23 protein-coding genes are annotated in these 22,475 nt (G+C 52.3%); all 23 read left to right on the top strand.

Annotation, left to right across the window (positions count from 1 at the left end; genetic code table 11):
• Positions 1-233: 233 nt before the first annotated feature.
• Positions 234-1,034, top strand: a complete 801-nt coding sequence (locus tag H8S80_RS15050; protein ID WP_117632915.1) for a sirohydrochlorin cobaltochelatase — start codon at positions 234-236, stop codon at positions 1,032-1,034.
• Between the two features lie 68 nt (positions 1,035-1,102).
• Complete coding sequence (locus H8S80_RS15045) at positions 1,103-2,101, top strand: FAD:protein FMN transferase (RefSeq protein WP_412127057.1); 999 nt, start codon at positions 1,103-1,105, stop codon at positions 2,099-2,101.
• Positions 2,102-2,188: 87 nt separating this feature from the next.
• Positions 2,189-2,614, top strand: coding sequence for a GtrA family protein (locus H8S80_RS15040; RefSeq protein ID WP_002602416.1), 426 nt, complete (start codon positions 2,189-2,191; stop codon positions 2,612-2,614).
• A 90-nt stretch (positions 2,615-2,704) separates the two neighbouring features.
• Positions 2,705-5,812 (top strand): YfhO family protein, encoded by a 3,108-nt coding sequence (locus tag H8S80_RS15035; protein ID WP_243007971.1) that lies wholly within the window; start codon positions 2,705-2,707, stop codon positions 5,810-5,812.
• Positions 5,813-5,825: 13 nt separating this feature from the next.
• Positions 5,826-7,199 (top strand): argininosuccinate lyase, encoded by a 1,374-nt coding sequence (gene argH / locus H8S80_RS15030; RefSeq protein ID WP_055654052.1) that lies wholly within the window; start codon positions 5,826-5,828, stop codon positions 7,197-7,199.
• A gap of 133 nt (positions 7,200-7,332) precedes the next feature.
• Complete coding sequence (locus H8S80_RS15025) at positions 7,333-8,190, top strand: MerR family transcriptional regulator (RefSeq protein WP_002602419.1); 858 nt, start codon at positions 7,333-7,335, stop codon at positions 8,188-8,190.
• A 384-nt stretch (positions 8,191-8,574) separates the two neighbouring features.
• Positions 8,575-8,862: an ethanolamine utilization microcompartment protein EutM gene (eutM, locus tag H8S80_RS15020; RefSeq protein WP_002602420.1), complete on the top strand. Its 288-nt coding sequence runs from the start codon at positions 8,575-8,577 to the stop codon at positions 8,860-8,862.
• A gap of 15 nt (positions 8,863-8,877) precedes the next feature.
• On the top strand, positions 8,878-9,174 hold the full coding sequence (locus H8S80_RS15015) for a BMC domain-containing protein (protein ID WP_002602421.1): 297 nt from the start codon (positions 8,878-8,880) through the stop codon (positions 9,172-9,174).
• 31 nt (positions 9,175-9,205) lie between these two features.
• Entirely contained in the window at positions 9,206-9,514 is a 309-nt protein-coding gene (locus tag H8S80_RS15010; protein ID WP_002602422.1) for a BMC domain-containing protein, read from the top strand.
• Positions 9,515-9,532: 18 nt separating this feature from the next.
• Entirely contained in the window at positions 9,533-11,056 is a 1,524-nt protein-coding gene (locus H8S80_RS15005; protein WP_117632917.1) for an aldehyde dehydrogenase family protein, read from the top strand.
• A gap of 23 nt (positions 11,057-11,079) precedes the next feature.
• Positions 11,080-13,620: a choline trimethylamine-lyase gene (cutC, locus tag H8S80_RS15000; protein ID WP_002602424.1), complete on the top strand. Its 2,541-nt coding sequence runs from the start codon at positions 11,080-11,082 to the stop codon at positions 13,618-13,620.
• Positions 13,621-13,647: 27 nt separating this feature from the next.
• A complete protein-coding gene (cutD, locus tag H8S80_RS14995) occupies positions 13,648-14,601 on the top strand; it encodes a choline TMA-lyase-activating enzyme (RefSeq protein ID WP_002602425.1) in 954 nt (317 codons plus the stop codon).
• Between the two features lie 31 nt (positions 14,602-14,632).
• Positions 14,633-14,986 (top strand): BMC domain-containing protein, encoded by a 354-nt coding sequence (locus tag H8S80_RS14990; RefSeq protein WP_055654046.1) that lies wholly within the window; start codon positions 14,633-14,635, stop codon positions 14,984-14,986.
• Positions 14,983-15,420: a EutP/PduV family microcompartment system protein gene (locus H8S80_RS14985; protein WP_117632918.1), complete on the top strand. Its 438-nt coding sequence runs from the start codon at positions 14,983-14,985 to the stop codon at positions 15,418-15,420. Before H8S80_RS14990 ends, H8S80_RS14985 begins: the two co-directional genes overlap by 4 nt.
• 28 nt (positions 15,421-15,448) lie before the next feature.
• On the top strand, positions 15,449-16,588 hold the full coding sequence (locus H8S80_RS14980; RefSeq protein ID WP_025532076.1) for a 1-propanol dehydrogenase PduQ: 1,140 nt from the start codon (positions 15,449-15,451) through the stop codon (positions 16,586-16,588).
• On the top strand, positions 16,588-17,346 hold the full coding sequence (locus tag H8S80_RS14975; RefSeq protein WP_117632919.1) for a hypothetical protein: 759 nt from the start codon (positions 16,588-16,590) through the stop codon (positions 17,344-17,346). The genes H8S80_RS14980 and H8S80_RS14975 overlap by 1 nt, the downstream gene beginning before the upstream one ends.
• A complete protein-coding gene (gene eutJ / locus H8S80_RS14970; protein WP_117632920.1) occupies positions 17,328-18,173 on the top strand; it encodes an ethanolamine utilization protein EutJ in 846 nt (281 codons plus the stop codon). Before H8S80_RS14975 ends, eutJ begins: the two co-directional genes overlap by 19 nt.
• A 16-nt stretch (positions 18,174-18,189) precedes the next feature.
• Positions 18,190-18,495 carry a BMC domain-containing protein gene (locus H8S80_RS14965; protein ID WP_002602431.1) on the top strand — a complete coding sequence of 102 codons (306 nt, stop codon included), beginning with the start codon at positions 18,190-18,192 and terminating at the stop codon, positions 18,493-18,495.
• Positions 18,489-18,752, top strand: a complete 264-nt coding sequence (locus H8S80_RS14960) for a EutN/CcmL family microcompartment protein (RefSeq protein ID WP_002602432.1) — start codon at positions 18,489-18,491, stop codon at positions 18,750-18,752. The genes H8S80_RS14965 and H8S80_RS14960 overlap by 7 nt, the downstream gene beginning before the upstream one ends.
• A 71-nt stretch (positions 18,753-18,823) precedes the next feature.
• Positions 18,824-19,459: a EutQ-related cupin domain-containing protein gene (locus tag H8S80_RS14955; protein ID WP_110324031.1), complete on the top strand. Its 636-nt coding sequence runs from the start codon at positions 18,824-18,826 to the stop codon at positions 19,457-19,459.
• An 11-nt stretch (positions 19,460-19,470) separates the two neighbouring features.
• A complete protein-coding gene (locus H8S80_RS14950; protein ID WP_117632921.1) occupies positions 19,471-20,097 on the top strand; it encodes a BMC domain-containing protein in 627 nt (208 codons plus the stop codon).
• Between the two features lie 46 nt (positions 20,098-20,143).
• Positions 20,144-21,730: an acetaldehyde dehydrogenase (acetylating) gene (locus H8S80_RS14945; RefSeq protein ID WP_117632932.1), complete on the top strand. Its 1,587-nt coding sequence runs from the start codon at positions 20,144-20,146 to the stop codon at positions 21,728-21,730.
• 21 nt (positions 21,731-21,751) lie between these two features.
• Positions 21,752-22,414 carry a phosphate propanoyltransferase gene (locus H8S80_RS14940; RefSeq protein WP_117632922.1) on the top strand — a complete coding sequence of 221 codons (663 nt, stop codon included), beginning with the start codon at positions 21,752-21,754 and terminating at the stop codon, positions 22,412-22,414.
• The last annotated feature ends 61 nt before the right edge of the window (positions 22,415-22,475 follow it).

The raw sequence follows: 22,475 nt of genomic DNA, 5'->3' as shown, positions 1-22,475 counted from the left end.
TTGTCTGAGCGCAGCGAGTTTGGGAATTTTCCCTGGTTTTTAGAAAAATTCTGCACGTTTAGAAGTGCTTATCCCCGAAACCGGAACTGGAAACCACGCATAAGCCAGCCGGGGCAGACCGGGAAGCAGAGATCGACAGGGCTGTGAACTGAAACCGAAAAAGCTGTTTGACACAGTTTTTTATCTGTGTTATGGTATCAGGGAATCAAAAAAGAAGGGACAGGACGGAACGGATGAAAAAAGAGGATGCAGTGCTGGTGGTCAGCTTTGGAACCAGTTATAATGACAGCCGTAAGAAGACCATCGAGGAGATCGAGAAGACGATTGCCGGACATTTTCAAGGTTACGAGTTCCACCGGGCGTTTACCAGCCGGGTGATTATTAATATTTTAAAAAAACGGGATTCCATTTCGATCGACGGAGTGTCGGAGGCGATGGAAAGACTTTTAAATCAGGGCATAAAAAGGGTTCTGATCCAGCCCACCCACGTCATGAGCGGCGAGGAATTCGACGCCATGATGGAGGAGATGAGTCCCTATGAGGCTTCCTTTGAGGCTGTGGCCGTAGGCGCCCCGCTGCTCACTTCGGATGAAGACTATGAGCGGCTCGTCCGCATTCTGGCAGAGGATACGAAGGAATTTGACCAGGAGGGAACGGAGATCATACTCATGGGCCACGGGACAGAACATGCGGCGAATGAGGTCTATGTGCGCCTTGCCGCGGAATTTAAGAAACAGGGATACGGCCGGTACCATGTCGGGACTGTGGAGGCGACGCCCTCACTGGAAGATATGAAGCGCGAGACGGATCAGACAGGTGCGCGCCGGGTGGTGCTTCAGCCGCTGATGATCGTGGCGGGAGACCATGCCAATAACGATATGGCAGGCGACGAAGAGGACTCGTGGAAGAGCGTATTTCAGGCGGACGGATACGAGGTGGTGTGCCGGCTGAAGGGGCTGGGAGAGCTGGAAGGGATCCGCAGAATGTTTGTAGATCACGCGAAAATGGCGGTGCGGTCCTTGACTTTAAAATAGCGCTTTGCTAGAATGACACTATTCGTTATATAAGGAAAAGGACAGGTAATATGCAAAAAAGAAAGAGAATGGCGGCTGCCGCGGTTTGTCTTGCGGCTGCCGCTTCCATCTGGCTGCTGTCGGGATGCGCCAGAAAGATCGAACCAATTACAAAGTCCAGTTTTATGCTGAATACGTTTGTAACCGTGACTCTGTATGATACGGATGATCCGGACCTGTTAAACGGCAGCCTGGAACTGTGCCGTTCCTATGAGAATATATTCAGCAGAACCATCGAGGGAAGCGAGATTTACAAGCTGAACCACCGTTCTGCGGATGAGCAGACCGTGACCGTCTCAGACGATGTGGCGGCTCTGCTGGAAAAGGGAATTCATTACAGTGAAGTCTCGGACGGAGATTTTGATATTACCGTCGAGCCGCTCAGCTCCCTGTGGAATTTTTCGTCGGATGAACATATAGTTCCTTCTGATATCGAGATCAGGGAAGCCAGGGACAAGGTGAACTGGAAGAATCTGGAGCTGGCTGGGAATACCCTTACGTTTGGCTCGCCGGATACGGCCATTGATTTGGGGGCCATAGCCAAGGGCTATATTGCGGACCGCATGAAGGACTATCTTGTCGAAAAGGGAGTGAAGAGCGCCGTCATCAATCTGGGCGGCAATGTGCTCTGTATCGGGAAAAGGCCCGATGGGACGCCGTTTAAGGTCGGCCTTCAGAAACCTTATGCGGACCGGAATGAGACGATTGCGACGCTGAACATCGACGGAATGTCTGTCGTTTCATCCGGTGTCTATGAACGCCATTTTGAAAAGGATGGGGTGAATTACCACCATATATTAAATCCCAGAGACGGATATCCGTATCAGAACGGACTCATATCGGTAACCATCATCTCCGATCTGTCCGTGGATGGGGACGGCCTTTCCACGACCTGCTTTTCCATGGGACTGGAGAAGGGAAAGGACCTGCTCGATTCCATCGACGGCGCCTACGGCGTGTTTATCACCGATGACTATGAGATTGTATATTCGGAGGGAGCGAAGCAGTTCCTGGATAAAGAATCTTAAGGATTCCTTTATTCATGGGGATTTGCTTTACATTTTTCCGGCACTATACTACAATAGAAGAAATGTAATTTTGACAGGAGCAGTGTTATGATTAAAAAAATATGGGACAAGGTTATGAACCGAGAGGTCATTTCTTATCTGATCTTCGGGGTGCTGACCACACTGGTGAACTGGGTGGTCTATGCGGCCATGGTAAAGGTTCATATCGATTACCGCATAGCGACAGCGGTGGCATGGGCTGTATCTGTCTTGTTTGCGTTTATTGTGAATAAGATTTTCGTATTTCAGAGCTATAATATGCGCCCGGCCTTTGTAATGAAGGAGATCACGTCGTTTGTGGCGTGCAGAGCCGTGTCGGGTGTGATGGAGATGGTCTTTATGATTGTCATGGTATCATGGATTCATATGGACGAGTATATCAGCAAGATTGCAGTTTCTGTGATTGTTGTAATTGTAAACTACGTATTCAGTAAACTTTTTATATTCAGGAAGAGCGAAGAAAAATCCCTGTGAAAGGTTGGCCGAAGTACGGCCAGGTAACTGCATATGGAACGCGATGACGAGATTGAAAAGATTTCTAAAGAACTAGAGGACATACTAAGAATGACATCAGAGAAAAAACGGAGCAGTGGGGAAACTGAGACGGAGAAGAAAAATTTGATACCTTCGGAGAATGGGACGGACGAAAAAGAACCGTCCGCTTCCCTGGAGGATTTTTCACTTATACTGGACCTGGGCGAAGGCTATACGGTGTCGTCGGATTCTGTAGCGGACGCGTCTGACCTTGAACATGGGGAAGCGGAAGTGAAGGCCGGTGCGGGAGACAGGACGGATTCGGGAGACAGGACAGATTCGGGAGACAGGACGGATTCGGGAGATAGAACGGATTCGAGAGAGAGAACGGATTCGGGAGACAGAACGGATTCGGGAGACAGAACGGATTTGGAAGACAGAACGGATTCGCCGGAACTGTGCGCGGATCCCGGTGACAGCCTGGATTCCTTTGACCTGCTGGGCGGTCAGACGGCAGCTGAAGGGGAATACGAGGATTCTCTGGAACTTTTTCTGGAACCCGTGGAAGAGGAAGAATACGAATACGATGAAGACGCAGAATTTCCGGATCGGGAAGACGCCGGGTATGCAGCCCGTGATGAGGGCCTGTATCCGGATTCGGAAAAACCGGTCCGTGGTGACCGTACCCGGAAACGGAGACGGGACGGCAGAGAGAGCATCAGCCTGATACGGCCATCGGATGGACTTGTGGCTGCATTTTTTGTGCCGATTATTATTATGATCATTATCTTTGCCCAGCGCGGAATCTTTCCGTTTGGGGAGGAGAGCTTCTTAAGAACGGATATGTACCACCAGTATGCGCCGTTCTTCTCCGAATTTCAGCACAAGCTGACCCATGGCGGCAGCTTCCTGTACAGCTGGGATGTGGGAATGGGCGTGAATTTCGCGGCCCTCTACGCCTACTATCTGGCCAGCCCCTTAAACTGGCTTCTGGTGCTCTGTCCCAAGGCGTATATCATCGAGTTCATGACCTATATGATCGTGTTCAAGATCGGTCTCAGCGGGTTAAGCTTCGCCTACTATCTGCGGAAGCACTGCAGGACCTCGGATTTCGGTATCGCATTTTTCGGCATTTTTTATGCGCTTTCCGGTTATATGGCAGCTTACAGCTGGAATATCATGTGGCTGGACTGCATCCTTTTGTTCCCGCTGATCATGCTGGGGCTGGAGCGCCTCGTCCGGGAAAAGAAATGTTTTCTCTATTGCATTACTCTGGGGTTATCTATTCTGTCAAACTATTACATATCCATTATGATATGTATTTTTATGGTGCTGTACTTCATCGCCCTGCTTGTGATGGATGGAAAGAAATCGTGGAAGGATTACATGGTAAATATCAGTTCCTTCGCGGTGTTCTCCCTTCTGGCAGGCGGTCTGGCCGCGGCAGTGCTCCTTCCGGAGATCTACGCGCTGCAGATGACCGCGTCCGGAGATTTTAACTTTCCGAAGACGGTGACCTCCTATTTTCCGATCTTTGATATGCTGGCGAGACACTTGCCGGATGTGGAGACGGAGATCGGACTGGATCACTGGCCGAATATCTACTGCGGCGTGGCGGTCCTTATGCTGTTTTTGCTGTATCTCGTAAACCGGAAGATCAAACGGCGGGAAAAAGTGGTGTACTGCGGTCTGCTGCTGTTCTTTTTTGCCAGCTTCTCGTTCAATGTACTTAACTTTATCTGGCACGGGTTCCATTATCCCAACAGCCTTCCGTGCCGCCAGTCCTTCATCTATATTTTCCTGATGCTTCTGATGTGTTATCAGGCGTACAGCCATTTGAAGGAGACGCCGTGGAAGCATGTGGTGCTGGCGTTCTTTGCGGCGATCGTATTTGTGCTGATGGCTCAGAAGCTGATCACGGATGAAGCGTACCATTTTTCTGTGTTCTATGTGGCGATTCTATTCCTTTCCGCCTATGCGGGGCTGATCTGTTTGTATCAGAAGGGGGTCAACCGGAATCTCGTCATCCTGCTGGCGCTGGGAGTCGTTTCGGTGGAAGCGGCGGTCAATACGACGGTGACGAGCGTTACCACGACCAGCCGGACCAGCTACGTAAAGGATAATGACGCCAGCGTGAGACTGACGGAAGGGATCAGCGATCCCTCCTTTTACCGGGTGGAAAAGATCACCAGGAAGACGAAAAATGACGGCGCGTGGATGAATTTCCCGTCCGTATCCCTGTTCTCGTCCACAGCCAACGCGGACTTATCAAAGTTCTTCAAAAAGCTAGGATGCGAGAGTTCCACCAACGCTTACAGCATCACCGGCAGCACGCCGCTGGTGGATTCGCTGTTTTCCGTTAAATACGCGCTGTATTCAGAGACACCGGCCGACACCGGTCTCCTCACTCCGATGGAGGTGGAGGATCATACGTATCTCTACAGCAATGAATTTACGCTGCCGTTGGGAGTCATGGTCCCTTACGATCTTGAGGACAACTGGCAGTTAGACATCACCAACCCGGCGGATGTACAGAACGATCTTGCCGTGGTGCTGGGAGCCAGCCCTGTGCTGGAGGAGGTGCCGAGCGAGATCCTCGGAACCAGCTTCACCTTTACACCGGAGGTATCGGGCGATTATTACGTCTATGTGAGCAACAAGAAGGTGGAAAAGGTAAGCGCCCTGATGGGGGAAAATACGAAGAGCTTCGACAACATTAACCGCGGATACATGCTGGAGCTGGGATGGATTTCCGCAGGCGAGGAAGTGACGCTCCGCAACGATGACAACGAGCAGGATCTGGTTGCTATGGCTTATCGATTTATACCGGAAGGTCTGGAATCGGTATACAATGTGTTAAACAGAAATTCCATGGAGCTGACGAAGAAGACAGATACGGAAATCTCCGGAAGAATCGAAGCCGAAAGGGCGGGGCTCCTCTATTTGAGCATTCCTTACGACAAGGGATGGTCCATATTGGTGGATGGAGAAGAGACGGAGCCGTATAAGCTGTTCGATACCTTCTTAAGCGTGCGGCTCACGGCCGGAACGCATATCGTGGAGCTGCGCTATATGCCGCAGGGCTTAAAGACGGGCGGAATGATCACGGCAGGCAGCATCGCTGTGCTGCTTCTCATTGCAGGAATCACCGCAGGCCGCAGAAAGAAACCGGTCATGCGCAGAAGAATAAAATGCTAAGGAGAAATGAAATATGAAATTATGGGGCGGACGCTTCACAAAAGAGACGAACCAACTGGTACACAATTTCAATGCTTCCCTTTCCTTTGACCAGAAGTTTTACCATCAGGACATCGAAGGCAGCATTGCCCATGTAAAAATGCTGGCAAAGCAGGGAATTCTGACGACAGAAGACAGAGATGCGATCATAGAGGGGCTGGAAGGAATCCGCAGGGATTTAGAGAGCGGAGCGCTTGCATTTACGGCGGAGCACGAGGATATTCATTCCTTCGTGGAGGCGGTCTTAACGGAGCGCATCGGTGAGGCCGGAAAACGGCTTCACACAGGCAGAAGCCGCAACGACCAGGTGGCCCTGGACATGAAGCTGTATACGAGAGACGAGATCGATGAGCTGGACGGTCTGGTCAAATCCCTTCTGGAAGAGCTGTTAAAGCTGATGGAGGAGAATCTGGACACATATATGCCGGGCTTTACTCATTTGCAGAAGGCTCAGCCCATCACGCTGGCTCACCATATGGGGGCCTACTTTGAGATGTTTGACCGCGACCGTTCCCGCCTTTCCGATATCAGGAAACGGATGAACTACTGTCCGCTGGGATCCGGCGCGCTTGCAGGCACCACCTATCCCCTGGACCGGGAGTATACGGCGGAGCTTCTTGGATTTGACGGACCGACGTTAAACAGCATGGATTCCGTGGCGGATCGTGATTACGTCATCGAGCTGCTCAGCGCGCTGTCGACGATTGCCATGCATTTGAGCCGCTTCTGCGAGGAGATTATCATCTGGAATACGAACGAGTATCAGTTCGTGGAGATCGATGATTCCTACAGCACGGGAAGCAGCATCATGCCTCAGAAAAAGAACCCTGATATCGCGGAGCTGATCCGTGGAAAGACAGGCCGGGTCTATGGCGCTCTCGTCTCCATTCTGACGACCATGAAGGGGATTCCGCTGGCCTATAACAAGGACATGCAGGAGGACAAGGAGCTGACCTTTGACGCCATCGATACGGTAAAGGGCTGCCTTGCGCTCTTCACCGGCATGATCTCCTCCATGACCTTCAAGAAGGATGCCATGGAAGCGAGTGCGAAAAATGGCTTTACCAATGCGACAGATGCCGCGGATTATCTGGTGAACCACGGTGTGGCGTTCCGTGACGCCCATGGAATCGTGGGACAGCTGGTATTGTACTGTATTGAGAAGGGGATTGCACTGGACGATATGTCCCTGGAAGAATTCCAGGCGATCAGTCCCGTGTTTGAGGAAGATATTTACGACGCCATCAGCATGCAGACGTGTGTGAAAAAGCGTATGACCATCGGCGCCCCGGGACAGGATGCGATGAAGAAAGTGATAGAAGCGTGCAGAGAGAGGCTGGAAAAGTAAAATCCATATACTGGAAATTTCCTCAGAAAAACTATTGCATTCCTCTATAGGGGAAGGTTTATACTAAAGTATATTAGATGATTTATACGGAAAGGTAAACAAAATCTGATCAGAGGAGGCTGTCTGGTTTGCTATGGGGGAAAGGCAAAACGCTAAAAAATTATATTCTATCGGTGAAGTAAGCCGTATCTGCAATGTGTCGAAAAAGGCACTTCGCTTTTATGACCAGATCGGAGTGATCTCTCCGGATATGGTAAGCGAAGAGAACAATTACCGCTATTACAGCGAGGAGACACTGCTTCTGGTTCCGGTCGTCAAGTATTATAAACAGATGGGGTTCAGTCTGGAACAGATGCAGAGTCTGGTGGAAGGCAGTACGTATCAATGCCTGGAGCGAAGTTTTTTAAGCAAGAGTGAGGAACTGCAGACCGAACGGCAGGAGCTGTTATACCGCTATACCGCCGTGAAGGACTGGTATGAGCTCGTCCGTGAGGCGGAGCTTGTTTCCCAGCGCAAAGAACACGATGTGACGATAAAATATGTGAATTCTACGGTGTATTGCAGTAAAGAACAGGATTTTTCATACAATTACATGGAATCGATCATCAATATTCCGTGGGTGAACTATCTGGAAAGCATACATAACGAGATCACAGGACCGGTTATCTTAAATTTCCCATCGTTTCGTGAGAAGCGGGATGGGACGTGCAGGCGGGCCAGGATTATGCAGATGCCGCTCCGCCCGCTGGTAAAGGATGCGGAACTAAAGACGCTGGGCGGGACCATGATGGCTTCGGTCTATCACGTGGGATCCCTGGATACAATCGGACGGGAGTACGGGAAGATTGAGGAATGGGCGTCGAGAAAAGGATATGTCTGCGGCGAGGAATCGTTTGAACGGTATGTGGTGGATTACTGGACGACGCGGGTGCCGTCGGAGTTTGTGACGGAGATACTGGTGCCGGTTACCCGGATGGAAGAGTGCAGATAATTTGTGTAAATTGAATAATATGATGCCAAAACCTTCCCCTCAAGGGGAAGGTTTGAAGGAGACAACCATAGCTTCGCAGGGAGATGGTTGTCTTTTTTTATGCAAAATTACGCTGTATCATGGTTTGACGGTATTGTTATTGTTTTAACATTACCCTAAGGGGAAGGTACATTATGCAGATTTACCTGCATTATACTAAAAAATATTTAGAAAACAAAACAATAGTAAGCATAATATAAAAATATTTTAGAAAAATAGCGTAAAAAATGAGGCTTGACATTCCACATAGGGGAAGGGACTATACTAAATGCATATAAAAAAGATGGATTGAAGATAAAAATTAGATAATGTATCTAATTTTCAAATCCAGAAGGAGGATATTTCATGAAGTACGATGCATTGGGAATGATTGAAACAAAAGGACTGGTAGGATCGATCGAAGCGGCGGACGCCATGGTAAAGGCGGCGAATGTCACCTTAATCGGCAAGGAACACGTAGGCGGCGGTCTCGTTACCGTTATGGTGAGAGGCGATGTCGGAGCTGTAAAGGCTGCGACGGATGCAGGAGCGGCAGCAGCACAGCGCGTAGGCGAGCTGGTATCCGTTCATGTAATCCCACGTCCTCATGCAGAAGTGGAGTGCATACTTCCAGTCTGCAGAAAACCGGAATAGGAGGAGGTCACGTAGGTGAGATATTACGGAGAAGAGGCACTGGGCCTGGTGGAGACCATCGGCCTGACACCCGCGCTGGAAGCGGCGGATAAGATGTTAAAGGCAGCGGACGTGGAACTCATATCCTACGAAAACGTAGGTTCCACTCTTGTGACCATCATGGTCAAGGGAGATGTGGCAGCGGTACGGTCCTCTGTGGAGGCCGGAGCGGCAGCTGCGGCAGCCATCGGAAAGCTGACGGCTAAGAATGTAATGGCGAGACCGATTCAGGGAGTAGGCGATATTGTATCCGTACACGATGTTGATGCGTAAGAACAGATAAACGGCAGGAAGGAAAAATTTTATGGAAAGATATGAAGCCATTGGTTCCATTGAAACATTTGGCCTGGTATTCGTTCTGGAAGCCGCGGATGCGATGTGCAAGGCGGCCGATGTGGAACTGATTGGATATGAGAATGTGGCTTCCGGATACATTTCCGTGCTGGTGCGCGGTGATGTGGGAGCATGTAAGACGGCAGTAGATGCCGGAGTAAAGGCAGTGGAAGCTATGGGAGCCGAGGTTTACAGCTCTGTCGTAATCCCGAGGCCTCATCCCGATCTGGAGAAGATCATCACACGTTACTCCTTAAAGAATCTTCTTCCGGCGGAGTAAGGAAAGGAAGCGTAGGCAATGCGTTTTGTTGATAAAGACTTGCTTTCTGTCCAGGAAGCCAGAATCCTGATGGAAAATGCCGGAGAGGCGAGAAAAGTGCTGGCTGGTTTTGAACAGGAAAGGCTGGACCGCATTGTGGTACATATGGCGCAGGCGGCGGCAAAACACGCCAGGGAGCTGGCGATCATGTCCTGCGAGGAGACGGAATACGGAAACTGGCAGGATAAATACAGGAAAAACCGGTATATCTGCGAATACCTGCCCGAGAAGCTTAAGACCATGCGTTTTGTGGGAATCATTTCGGAGGACCGGGAAGAGAAAATGATGAAGGTCGGCGTACCGTTAGGAATTATCGCAGCGCTGACACCGTCTACCAATCCGGTATCCACGGCCATCTATCAGGCGCTCATCGCGGTGAAATCAGGCAACGCCATCGTCTTCGCTCCCCATGAGCGGGCCGCGAAGACCACGGGCAGAGCGCTGGATATTCTGATGGAAGCGGCTGCTGAGGCGGGACTTCCGGACGGCGCGCTCTCCTACTTAGGCACCGTGACGCGTCAGGGAACGGAAGAGCTGATCGGCCATCCGGCCGTATCACTGGTGATCGGCACCGGCGTTCCGGAGATGACAGAGGCCGCGAAGGCCGCGGGAAAACCGTTCATCTATGGAGGAACCGTAGGTTCCCCCGCGTTTATCGAGAGGACGGCGGACATACCGAGGGCGGTGAAGGCCATCGTGGCCAGCCGGAATTTTGATTACGGAATCGTGCCGGCGGCGGAACAGTATATCGTTGCAGACAGCTGCATCGCCGGTGAGGCGAAACGGGAATTTGAGAGAAACGGCGCCTACTTCATGTCTGGGGACGAGGAAAAACAGCTGATCGGGCTGCTTTGTCCCGAAAACGGCAGCCAGGACCCTGAGCTGGTGGGTAAACCGGCGCGGGAGCTGGCCAGGAGGGCGGGATTTTCCGTTCCGGACACGGTAAAGGTACTGGTCTCCGAACAGAAGTATATTTCAGACAGAAATCCATACGCCAGGGCGCTGCTGTGTCCGGTTCTGGTGTATTACATAGAAAATGACTGGGTTCACGCCTGTGAGAAATGCATCGAACTGCTGGCAAATGAAAGCCATGGACACACACTTGTGATTCATTCGAAGGATGAAGAGGTCATTCGCCAGTTCGCACTGAAGAAACCGGTCGCCAGGATGCTGGTGAACACTCCGGCTGTGTTCGGGAGCATGGGCGTGACGACGAATCTGTTTCCGGCCATGACGCTTGGAAGCATTACCGCGGGGGTCGGAATCACCTCGGACAGCGTTTCCCCCATGAACCTGATTTACGTCAGAAATGTGGGATACGGAGTACGGGAGATCGAAGACCGGATGGCTGGAGACGCAGAGCAGAAGAACGGCCGCGCCGATGCCGCGGTTTTAAACACAACCCGACAGACGGCGGTCCCGGAAGGCGGGGATGACAGCCTGGATGACGAGCTGGAGCGGGCCATGAAGAAGCTCCTGGAGTGGATGGCCGAAGAAGAATAAGCAGGAAAGAGGGGTAATACAAATTGGATATTCGTGAGTTTACAGATAAATTTGCAGATGCGACCAGAAACATGTCGCCGGAACAGCGGGAGGCGCTGGTAAAGATGCTGGAATCCGTTTCCGGCGATCTGCCAAAGGGCGCTCCGGAGAAAACGGGAGTATGCAGCGGCGAGGGCACAGAGATTCCCGATGGGATCACCGAGCGTCTCCAGCTTCTGAAGGATAACTACTTAAAGCAGGTTCCTTCCATCACGACTTACCGTGCGAGAGCCATTACGAAGATCGCAAAAGAGAATCCGGGCATGCCGAAGATTCTTCTGCGCGCAAAATGCTTCCGTTACTGCTGTGAGACGGCACCTCTGGTGATTCAGGACCACGAGCTGATCGTCGGAGCACCATGCGGAGCACCGAGAGCCGGAGCATTTTCACCGGATATCGCCTGGAGATGGATGGAAGACGAGATCGACACCATCGGGACGCGTGCCCAGGATCCATTCTACATTTCCGAGGAAGACAAGAAGATCATGAGAGAGGAGCTGTTCCCGTTCTGGAAGGGCAAATCTGTCGATGAGTACTGCGAAGACCAGTACCGGGAAGCCGGCGTATGGGAGCTCTCCGGCGAGTCCTTCGTATCAGACTGTTCCTACCACGCGTTAAACGGCGGCGGAGATTCCAACCCCGGATACGACGTAATCCTGATGAAAAAAGGAATGCTGGATATCCAGAGAGAAGCGAAAGAGCATTTGGAGCACCTGGATTATGAGAACCCGGACGATATCGAAAAGATATATTTCTATAAATCTATCATCGATACCACCGAGGGCGTTATGATTTACGCAAAGCGTCTGTCTGATTACGCGGCGGAGCTGGCGGCAAAGGAGACGAATCCGAAGAGGAAGGCAGAGCTCTTAAAGATTTCCGAGGTCAACGCCCGTGTACCGGCCCATAAGCCGGAAACCTTCTGGGAAGCAGTCCAGGCGGTATGGACCATCGAGTCCCTGCTTGTCGTGGAAGAGAACCAGACCGGTATGTCCATCGGACGTGTGGATCAGTATATGTATCCGTACTATAAGGGCGATATCGAATCCGGACGGTTAAATGATTTCCAGGCCTTCGAGCTTGCCGGATGTATGCTGATTAAGATGTCAGAGATGATGTGGATCACCAGCGAGGGCGGTTCCAAGTTCTTTGCCGGCTACCAGCCATTCGTCAATATGTGCGTGGGCGGCGTGACGAGAGACGGCCGTGACGCAACCAATGAACTGACGTATTTACTGATGGATGCTGTCCGCCACGTGAAGATTTACCAGCCTTCCCTGGCCTGCCGGATCCACAACAAATCTCCTAAGAAATATATGAAAAAGATCGTGGACGTAATCCGTTCCGGCATGGGCTTCCCGGCCTGCCACTTCGACGACGCCCACATTAAGATGATGCTGGCAAAGGGCGTGAGCATCGAGGACGCCAGAGACTACTGTCTGATGGGATGCGTGGAGCCGCAGAAATCAGGCCGTCTCTACCAGTGGACCTCCACCGCCTATACCCAGTGGCCGGTCTGCATCGAGCTGGTGTTAAACCACGGCGTTCCGCTCTGGTACGGCAAGCAGGTCTGCCCGGATATGGGAGATTTGAGCCGGTTCAAGACTTTTGAGGAATTTGACGCGGCTGTAAAGGAAGAGATTAAATACGTGACAAAATGGACCGACGTGGCCACGGTTATTTCCCAGAGAGTCCACAGAGACCTTGCTCCGAAGCCTCTTATGTCCATCATGTACGAAGGCTGTATGGAAAAGGGAAAAGACGTTTCCTCCGGCGGCGCGATGTACAATTACGGACCTGGCGTAATCTGGTCCGGCCTTGCAACCTACGCCGATTCCATGGCAGCGATCAGGAAACTGGTATTCGATGATAAGAAATATACATTAGAGCAGTTAAACGAGGCGTTAAAGGCTGATTTCGTTGGTTACGACCAGATCAAGGCCGACTGCCTGGGCGCACCGAAGTACGGCAACGACGATGATTATGCGGATGATATCGCGGCGGATTTAGTTGATTTCACAGAGAAGGAGCACAAAAAATATAAGACTCTGTACTCCAACTTAAGCCACGGTACCCTGTCCATTTCCAACAATACTCCGTTCGGGCAGATGACAGGCGCTTCCGCCAACGGCCGAGGCGCATGGCTGCCGTTATCCGACGGCATCAGCCCAACCCAGGGAGCCGACTACAAGGGACCGACTGCGATCATCAAGTCCGTGTCCAAGATGGCCAATGACAGCATGAATATCGGCCTGGTACATAACTTCAAGATCATGGCGGGACTCCTGGACACTCCGGAAGGAGAGGAGAGCCTGATCACCCTGCTTCGGACCGCCAGTATCTTCGGAAACGGCGAGATGCAGTTTAACTATCTGGATAACAACACGCTCTTGGAAGCGCAGAAGCACCCGGAGAAATACCGCGACTTAATCGTCCGTGTAGCCGGATACAGCGCCTTCTTCGTAGAACTTTGCAAGGATGTTCAGGATGAGATTATCAGCAGAACCATGCTGACCCATTTATAAAGAACCGTAAATTGGAGATGAATAACGATGAATCAGACACATGCAGGTTCCATTGAGCGCAAGGCACTGATATTCAATGTTCAGAAGTATAACATGTACGACGGACCGGGCATCCGCACCATTGTGTTTTTCAAGGGCTGTCCACTGCGCTGCAAATGGTGTTCCAATCCGGAGGGAATGGACCGGAGTTTTCAGGTCATGTTTAAGAAACGTTCCTGCGTGGACTGCGGGGCATGTGTAAATGCCTGCCCTGCGGGGATTCACGTGCTCTCCCCGGAGACCGGAAAACACGAAATCCGCAGAGACAGAGACTGCACCGGATGCAGAAAATGCATGGAGGTGTGCCCCCAGGAAGCGCTGACGATCTCAGGTGAATGTAAGACCATCTCGGAGCTGTTAAAGATTATTTCCGAGGATGAGGCCTTCTACGAGCAGTCGGGAGGGGGCGTGACACTGGGCGGCGGAGAAGTAACCGCGCAGCCGGAGGCGGCCTTAAACCTTCTGATGGCCTGTAAGCAGGAAGGCTATAACACGGCGATCGAGACGTGCGGCTTCACGAAAACAGAAACCATTTTAAAAATCGCGGAGTATGTGGACTTATTCCTGTTCGATATCAAGCATATGGACCCGGAACGCCACAACGAGCTGGTCGGTGTAAACAATGAGCTGATCCTGGAAAATTTAAAGGAGCTTCTTCACCGCCGTTACAACGTCAAGGTGAGAATGCCCATGCTAAAGGGGATCAACGACAGCAGGGAAGAGATCGACCGGGTAATCCAGTTTTTGATGCCTTTTCGTGATTATAAGAATTTCAAGGGAATTGATCTGCTCCCATACCACAAGATGGGGGTAAATAAATACAATCAGCTGGACCGGCCCTATCCCATCGACGGAGATCCCAGCCTGAGCGACGAGGACTTATCGCGGATCGAGGGCTGGCTGAAGGAGTATCAGTTCCCTGTCACTGTGGTAAGACATTAGCGGAGTCGGTATACAGCAGGAAAGGAGAGCCATGGCGGGAAAGGAACTTACCAGTGTAAGCCGGGTGATCGAGGAATCCGTACCCGGCAAACAGGTCACGATCGCCCATGTGATCGCATCACCGGTGCCGGAGGTGTACGAGTGCCTTGGAATTGACGCGGCGGGAGCCATCGGTATCCTGACGCTCTCACCGTTTGAGACGGCCATCATCGCGGCGGATATCGCGGCTAAGGCGGCCGATGTGGAGGTTGGATTTTTAGACCGCTTCACGGGATCGGTGGTCATAGCCGGAGATGTCCAGAGCGTGGAGACGGCTCTTGCCTCCGTCTGCCGGACGCTGGAGACCGTGCTTGGCTTTGCCGTGACCCCGGTGACGAGAACATGAGAACAAAGAGAATTATGGTAATGGGGGCTGGCGGGAGCGGGAAAACGACTCTGGCCCATGCACTGAATGGGGATCACTCTCCGGTAAAGCGGACGCCCTGTCTGGTCTACGGAGCACGGACGATCGATGCTCCCGCCGCCTACTTAGAATCCCCCTGGATGGTACACCACCTGATCGCGGAGGCTCAGAATGCGTCTCATGTTCTGATGCTGGTGGATCAGACAAAGACGAGGGAGGTATATTCCCCCGGTTTTGCCCTGGCCTTCCGTGCTCCGGTCATCGGAGTCATAACGAAGGAAGGAAAGAGCCGGGAGCAGCTGGCCCGGTGTGAAAAGGAGCTTATAAAGGCCGGAGTCCAGCCTCCGTTTTACCGGGTGGTATTTCCTTCCGGGGAGGGGCTCCTTGAACTGGAAAAACGGCTGAACAGTAACTAAAATTCAGGAGAAAGGAGGCGGAAATAAAATGGAACAGTTTATTATGAAAACAAAAGTGTATCTCGGGGAAGCTTCTCTGGAAACTCTCCGGGATATGGGAATAAAAAAGGCGTTCGTGATCTGCGATCCGTTTATGAAGAGTTCTCATAAAGTGGATATGGTGACGGATCTGCTGGAGGAAGCGGGAGCGGAATTTTCTGTTTTTGCTGAGGTTGTACCGGATCCCACCATTGCGGTGGTGTCTAAGGCCATCGAGCAGATGCTGGTATGCAGACCGGACGCCGTGATTGCGCTGGGCGGCGGCTCAGCCATCGATACGGCAAAGGCGGCAGGCCTGCTTTATTCCGGCATGAGCCAGTCGGAGCGTCCGGAACTGATTGCAATTCCGACGACGAGCGGAACGGGAAGCGAGGTTACCTCCTTTGCTGTGATCTCGGACCCGGAAAAACAGGCGAAATATCCTCTGGTGGACGATTCCATGGTGCCGGATACGGCGCTGTTGGACCCGCGTTTTACCGTTTCGGTACCACCCCATATTACGGCGGATACCGGCATGGATGTGCTGACACATGCGCTGGAGGCGTATGTTTCCACAGACGCCGGTGACTTTACGGATGCCTGTGCGGAGAAAGCGATCCGGCTGGTATGGCGTTACTTAAAAACTGCGGTGGAAGACGGGAGCAGCATGGAAGCCAGGGAGAAGATGCATAACGCGTCGTGCCTGGCCGGCGTGGCATTTAACGGGGCATCCCTGGGAATCTGTCACAGCCTGGCTCACGCGCTTGGCGGAAGATTTCATATTCCGCACGGAAGAAGCAATGCGATGCTGCTCTGCCATGTGATCGCTTATAATGCGGGGCTGGATACTCCGGGAGAGACGGCGGCCCTGAAACGGTACGTGGAAGTGGCCAATATGCTGGGAATCTCGGCAGGAACCGACAAGGCGACCGTACACGGACTGATCCGACAGATCAGGATTCTGATGAATCAGATCCATATTCCCCAGTATATAACGGAATGCGGTGTGGACAGGGAGGAATTCCTGGAGGCCGCAGACGGTATGGCACAGCTTGCTTTGGATGACAACTGCACGGTGACGAATCCCAGGAAGCCGTCCAAAGAAGAGCTGGAGAACTTATACCGGTGTCTGTGCAAAGGGGGATATTGATGAAATACATAACCGAAGCGGATTTGAGAAATTTATACCGCACCACCCCTTTTACAACGTATGAAACGGAACCGGGGACACGGCTGACGCCGGGAGCGAGGCAGTTCCTGGGGGACCGCGGAATCAGGATTCCGGATGAGATACCTTCCGCAAAGCGGTTCGGGGACAGTGGAACCGGAGGAAAGAAGCCGCTGTACTTCTGGAGACAGGAGGAAAATAAGGCGGGGCATGATACGGACCGTATTGGTGCAGATGCAGAAGAAAACGCAGCAGCGACGGACAGCCTGGAAGGTGAGGAGCGATGTCCGGAGGATTTGAATATCACTCCGGAAAAAATGGCGCTCTTAAACCGCCTGAAATCGGCGCAGGCCTTATTTTTGGAAACGGGGCTTCAGTTTAAGGAGCACGACGTGCTTCTGGCCCAGCGAATCTTCGTCATGGAGCGCTGCCTTGCGGGGCTGGCCGCAGAGGAGGAAATGTGCCTGCTGCCGTGCCAGGCGTGTACTGGAATCTGCCCGGATAATTTTTCCGAGGATATGGAGGACTGCTTCGAGATTACCTCCTTCCACGTCCAGTCAGACCGGGGGATGGATCTGATCCGGCTTCACCGGCTGCGCTGTCTTCTGCGGGAGCTGGGCCCTTTCGTGGAGCAGGAGCTGGGAGACGGCAAAAAACGGGAGCTTCATCAGGTGATTAATGGTTTATCCCAGTTAATATGCCAGTTATTTGGAGGAAATACATGTCAAAAGAAGGAATAACATTTGAGGAATGCGACAGCCTGGTAAAGGAGTTTGAGCGAGTCGTTAAAAACCCGGTAACAAACGGTTCTTCCGTCTATTACACCGGAGTGGATTTAGGAACGGCCTGTGTCGTAGTGGCGGTTCTGGATGAAAACTTTAAGCCTGCTGCCGGCGCTTACCGGTATGCCGACGTGGTGCGGGACGGTATGGTAGTGGATTATATCGGTGCCATCCGGATCGTCCGGGAGATGAAGGAGGAACTGGAGGAAAAGCTGGGCTGTGAGCTTTTATATGCGGCCGCCGCCATTCCTCCCGGGACCGACGAGCTGGATTCGGGAGCCATCAAAAATGTGGTTCAGGGCGCGGGCTTTGAGATCACGGCTCTTCTCGATGAGCCAACCGCAGCCAACGCCGTGTTAAAGATTAAGAACGGCGCGGTCGTGGATATCGGAGGCGGAACCACTGGAATCTCCATCTTAAAAGACGGAAAGGTGGTTTATGTGGCGGATGAGGCTACCGGCGGAACGCATTTTTCACTCGTTATTTCCGGGGCTTATGGGCTTCCCTTCGGGGAGGCGGAACGCTATAAGCGGGACCCCTCACACCATAAGGAGCTGCTGCCGGTCTTAAAGCCGGTGGTGGAAAAGATATCTTCTATCATCAACCGCCATTTAGAAGGCCATCAGGTGGAAGGCATCTACCTGGTGGGAGGAACCTGCTGCCTGGCGGGGATTGAGGATATTATTGAAAAGAGGACGGGAATTCCGACGTATAAACCGGATAATCCCATGTTTGTAACCCCACTGGGGATTGCACGAAGCTGTACCCAGGAAGCCTGTGAATGAGATGAGGTAATGTGACATGGAAATCAGAATCATAAAATCACCGGCGCACGGCACCCTCGATATCCTGTTAAGAAGAAAGGGATCGGGAGCATCGACACCCATCGAGTCGGTGGATGCGGTCGGGCTGGTTCAGGGCCGGATGATTGAGATGGTGTGCGCCGCCGATGTGGCGGAAAAGGCTGTCGGCGTTACCGTGGAAGACATTCGGGGCAACTGTCCTCAGAATATGGTGCTGCTGGCTATTTTCGGGGATACCGCCTCCGTGGAAGCGGCCCTTGAGGAAATTAAGCGGAAAGAGAAAGAGGGGACACCGGAATGGTAACTGCAAAGCTGATCGGCAATGTCTGGGCGACCAGAAAAGCGGAATCCTTAAACGGATTTAAGTTTATGATGGCGGAGATCATCAGCGGGACGAGGACGGGAGAACGAATGATCGTGGTGGACACAATCAGCGCCGGAATCGGTGACCGGGTGATCGTCACGACCGGTTCTTCCGCGCGCCGCATGCTGGGTGACGACGGGATTCCGGTGGACGCCGTGGTAGTAGGAATTATTGATGAAGATTGTGAATTTATATAGAAGAAACCGGTGCAGCGCTGCACTTGTGTTTTCAAATGGATAGATTCGCAGAGAAGAAGGGATGTGGTACCATGAAAAAGTTAGTTTGCGCCAGGGATATCGAAGAGTGCAGCAAACAGGGAAAGACCGAGTACTGCGTGGACGGCGATACGATTATCACACCTTCCGCAAAGGACGCGGCCGAGGCGTGCGGGATCCGGTTTACGGATCGTATAAGCCAGCCGGAAGCGGTGTGTGCCAATGCGTTTGCGGGAATGGATAAGATGGATGCGGCCGGACTCTGCCAGCTGTTAAAGACCATACTGGAGCAGGGTGGTTTACAGGCGCCGTCTAAGCCTTATGAAGAGGAGCGCCACGGAAATGGCTTAAAGGTAGTTCGGGGCAGAACGGTGAAAATGGATGTGTTTGACACCGGAAACCCGGATGCGACGGCGTATTTCCAGGAACTGGTAAGCAAGGATGAATCCCATATCAGCGCCGGGTTCCTGATTATTGAAAATTCGAAATTTGACTGGGAACTGACCTATGAAGAGATCGATTACGTCATCGAAGGCACACTGACGATCACCATCGACGGAAAGACGTATACCGCTCACGCCGGAGACGTGCTGTTCGTACCATCGAATTCCAAAGTCGTTTGGGGATCTCCAGACAGGGCGAGAGTGTTCTATGCCACTTATCCGGCCAACTGGGCAGATTTGCTGTAAGGAGGTAAGCCATGAAGGCACTTGGACTGATAGAGACAAAAGGCACTCTGGCGGCGGTGGAAGCCGCAGATGCCATGGTAAAAGCCGCGGATGTCACACTGGTTGAGAAAACACGAGTCGGCGGCGGCCTGGTGACCATCACGGTGACCGGTGATGTGGCCGCGGTACAGGCGGCTGTGGCCGCCGGTGTGGCAGCAGTGGAACGGATCGCGGCCTCCAGCCTGGCGGCAAAACTGGTCATTCCACGGCCTCATGAGGAGCTGGAAATCCTGTTTACACCGAAGGGGCCTGGCGGAAAGACGGATCCTGGTGTGAGGGACGAGGAAGAACTGGAAGCAGAAGGCGCAGCTGTGGGAGAAACGGTTGAAGAAGTGGTTGGAGACGTGGTTGGAGAAGTAGAAGAATCCCCCCACCCTGCCCTCCCGGAGAAGCTGGACCGGCAGACCTTAGATTCCATTATTGAAAAATACGGCATTGCCGAAGGTATGGCGATGGCGGACGGACTGAAAGTAACAGCGTTAAGGACACTGGCCCGTGAATACGGAGAATTGAAGATTTCCGGCAGGGAAGTGTCCAAAGCCAATAAACAACTGCTGCTGGAGGAATTAAAGAGCTATTACGAAGCTCGAAATGATTGACGCGGTTCTTCGCGGGAACAAAATAATAGAAAAGGAGATCCTGACAATGGAAAACTTTGATTTTGATTTACGTTCCATCCAGGAAGCCAGAGATTTAGCCAGAAAAGGAGAAATCGCGGCGAAAAAGATGGCTACCTACTCCCAGGAGCAGATAGAGGTTATATTACAGAATATGGTAAGAGCAGCAGAGGAACACGCGGTCTGCCTGGGTAAAATGGCAGCAGAGGAAACCGGGTTCGGAAAGGCGGAGGATAAAGCCTATAAGAATCACGCAGCCTCCACGCTGTTATATGAAGAGATAAAAGATATGAAGACCGTGGGAATCATCGACGAGGACCCGGTAAAACATACGATGGATGTGGCGGCGCCTGTCGGCCTGGTTATGGGAATCGTTCCATCGACCAACCCGACTTCCACCACAATCTTTAAATCCATTATTGCAGTGAAATCAGGAAATGCCATCGTCTTTTCCCCCCATCCGTCTGCGGCGAAATGTACACTGAAAGCAGCAGAACTGATGCGGGATGCAGCGGTGGAGGCGGGGGCGCCGGAGGACATTATCGGCTGTGTCACCATGCCGACCATGGGAGCCACCAATGAACTGATGAAATGCAAAGAGGTAAACTTAATTATCGCCACCGGAGGCCCCGGTATGGTGAAAGCAGCGTACAGCGCCGGAAAACCGGCTCTGGGCGTAGGCGCGGGCAACTCCCCGGCATACATAGAGCGGACCGCCGATATCAAACAGGCCGTAAGCAACATCATGGCCAGCAAGACCTTCGATTACGGAACGATCTGCGCTTCCGAGCAGTCGATCGTTGTGGAAGAATGCAATAAGGACGCGGTTGTCGCAGAGTTAAAGAGCCAGGGAGCCTATTTTATGACTCCAGAGGAGACGGAGAAGGTGTGTGCCCTGCTTTTCAAGAGCGGCAGCCATAACATGAATGCCAAATTCGTGGGAAGAAGCCCGCAGGTCATCGCGGAAGCGGCGAAGATAACCATTCCGGCAGGAACGAGAGTTCTGATCGGAGAGCAGGGCGGTGTTGGTGAGGGATACCCATTATCCTATGAAAAACTGACAACCGTGCTTGCCTTCTATACGGTAAGAGACTGGCAGGAAGCCTGTGAACTCAGCATCCGCCTGCTTCAGAACGGTATCGGCCACACCATGAGCATCCACACGGAAGACAGGGAGATGGTGAGAAGATTTGCGGCGAAGCCGGCTTCCCGTATTCTGGTCAACACCGGAGGAAGCATGGGAGGTACCGGAATCAGCACGGGATTGGCAACCTCCTTTACCTTAGGCTGCGGAACGTGCGGCGGAAGCTCTGTTTCTGAAAATGTCAGCCCGAAACATTTAATTAATATTAAAAAAGTTGCGTTCGGTGTGAAAAATTGTGCTACACTGGTGCAGGAAGATAAAACGTTCCGTCATCCGGAACTGGCTTCACAGTCCTGCTGTCAGGGAACCTGCGGTACGGCTTCCAGCCCGGCTGATTTCGTTGCCTCCTTTGAGGAAAAACACTCTGCCTCCGGTACGGCGAAGGCTGACACTGCGGTTTTTGCAGACTGCGGCAGCGATAAGCTGGCGGCACTCGTAAGAGAACTGGTTATCGCCATGAAGAACCAGTAAAGCGGCAGAAGGAGGAGACCCATGGATCAGTATGAGGCAATGATCAAGCTTCTTTTGGAAGCGGTAAAAAATGAGGACGGCACAGCGGCGGGTAACGCTTCCGCGAACACCCCGGCAAATGCGGTGCCGGTCGGCGTATCCAACCGGCACGTACATTTATCCCAGGCCGATTTAGATACCCTGTTCGGCCGTGGATACGAATTGACGAAGACGAAAGACTTATCCCAGCCGGGCCAGTTTGCCTGCAAAGAGACCGTAACGGTCTGCGGACCGAAGGGGGCCATTGAAAAGGTAAGAATTCTGGGACCTGTAAGGAGCCGGACACAGGTGGAGATTCTCGCAGGCGACTGCTTTAAACTGGGCGCCAAGGCGGAACCGAGGCTGTCCGGTGATCTGGACGGTACGCCGGGAATCACTCTTGTGGGACCGAAGGGATCCGTACAGACGAAGGAAGGTCTGATGGTGGCGCAGCGCCATATCCATATGCATCCGGATGACGCGGCCAGGTTTGGCGTTCATGACGGCCAGTCTGTTTCTATTGAGACAGATGGATTACGCGGAGGCGTTTACCGCAATGTGTTAATCCGTGTAACGCCGGAATCCGCACTGGAGTGTCATGTGGATACAGAGGAAGCCAACGCGATGGGAATCGGTTGTTCCGCGTCTGTCACTCTGGTAAAGTAAATCGTCTGTTTATAAAAAGTATAGCATTTAAAATTAAAATAAAATTCAGGAGGATTTCACA

It is taken from the genome of Hungatella sp. L36, assembly GCF_014288035.1.
The sequence above is the reverse complement of the archived record's forward strand: the minus strand, read 5'-3'. Positions and strand labels throughout refer to the sequence as shown.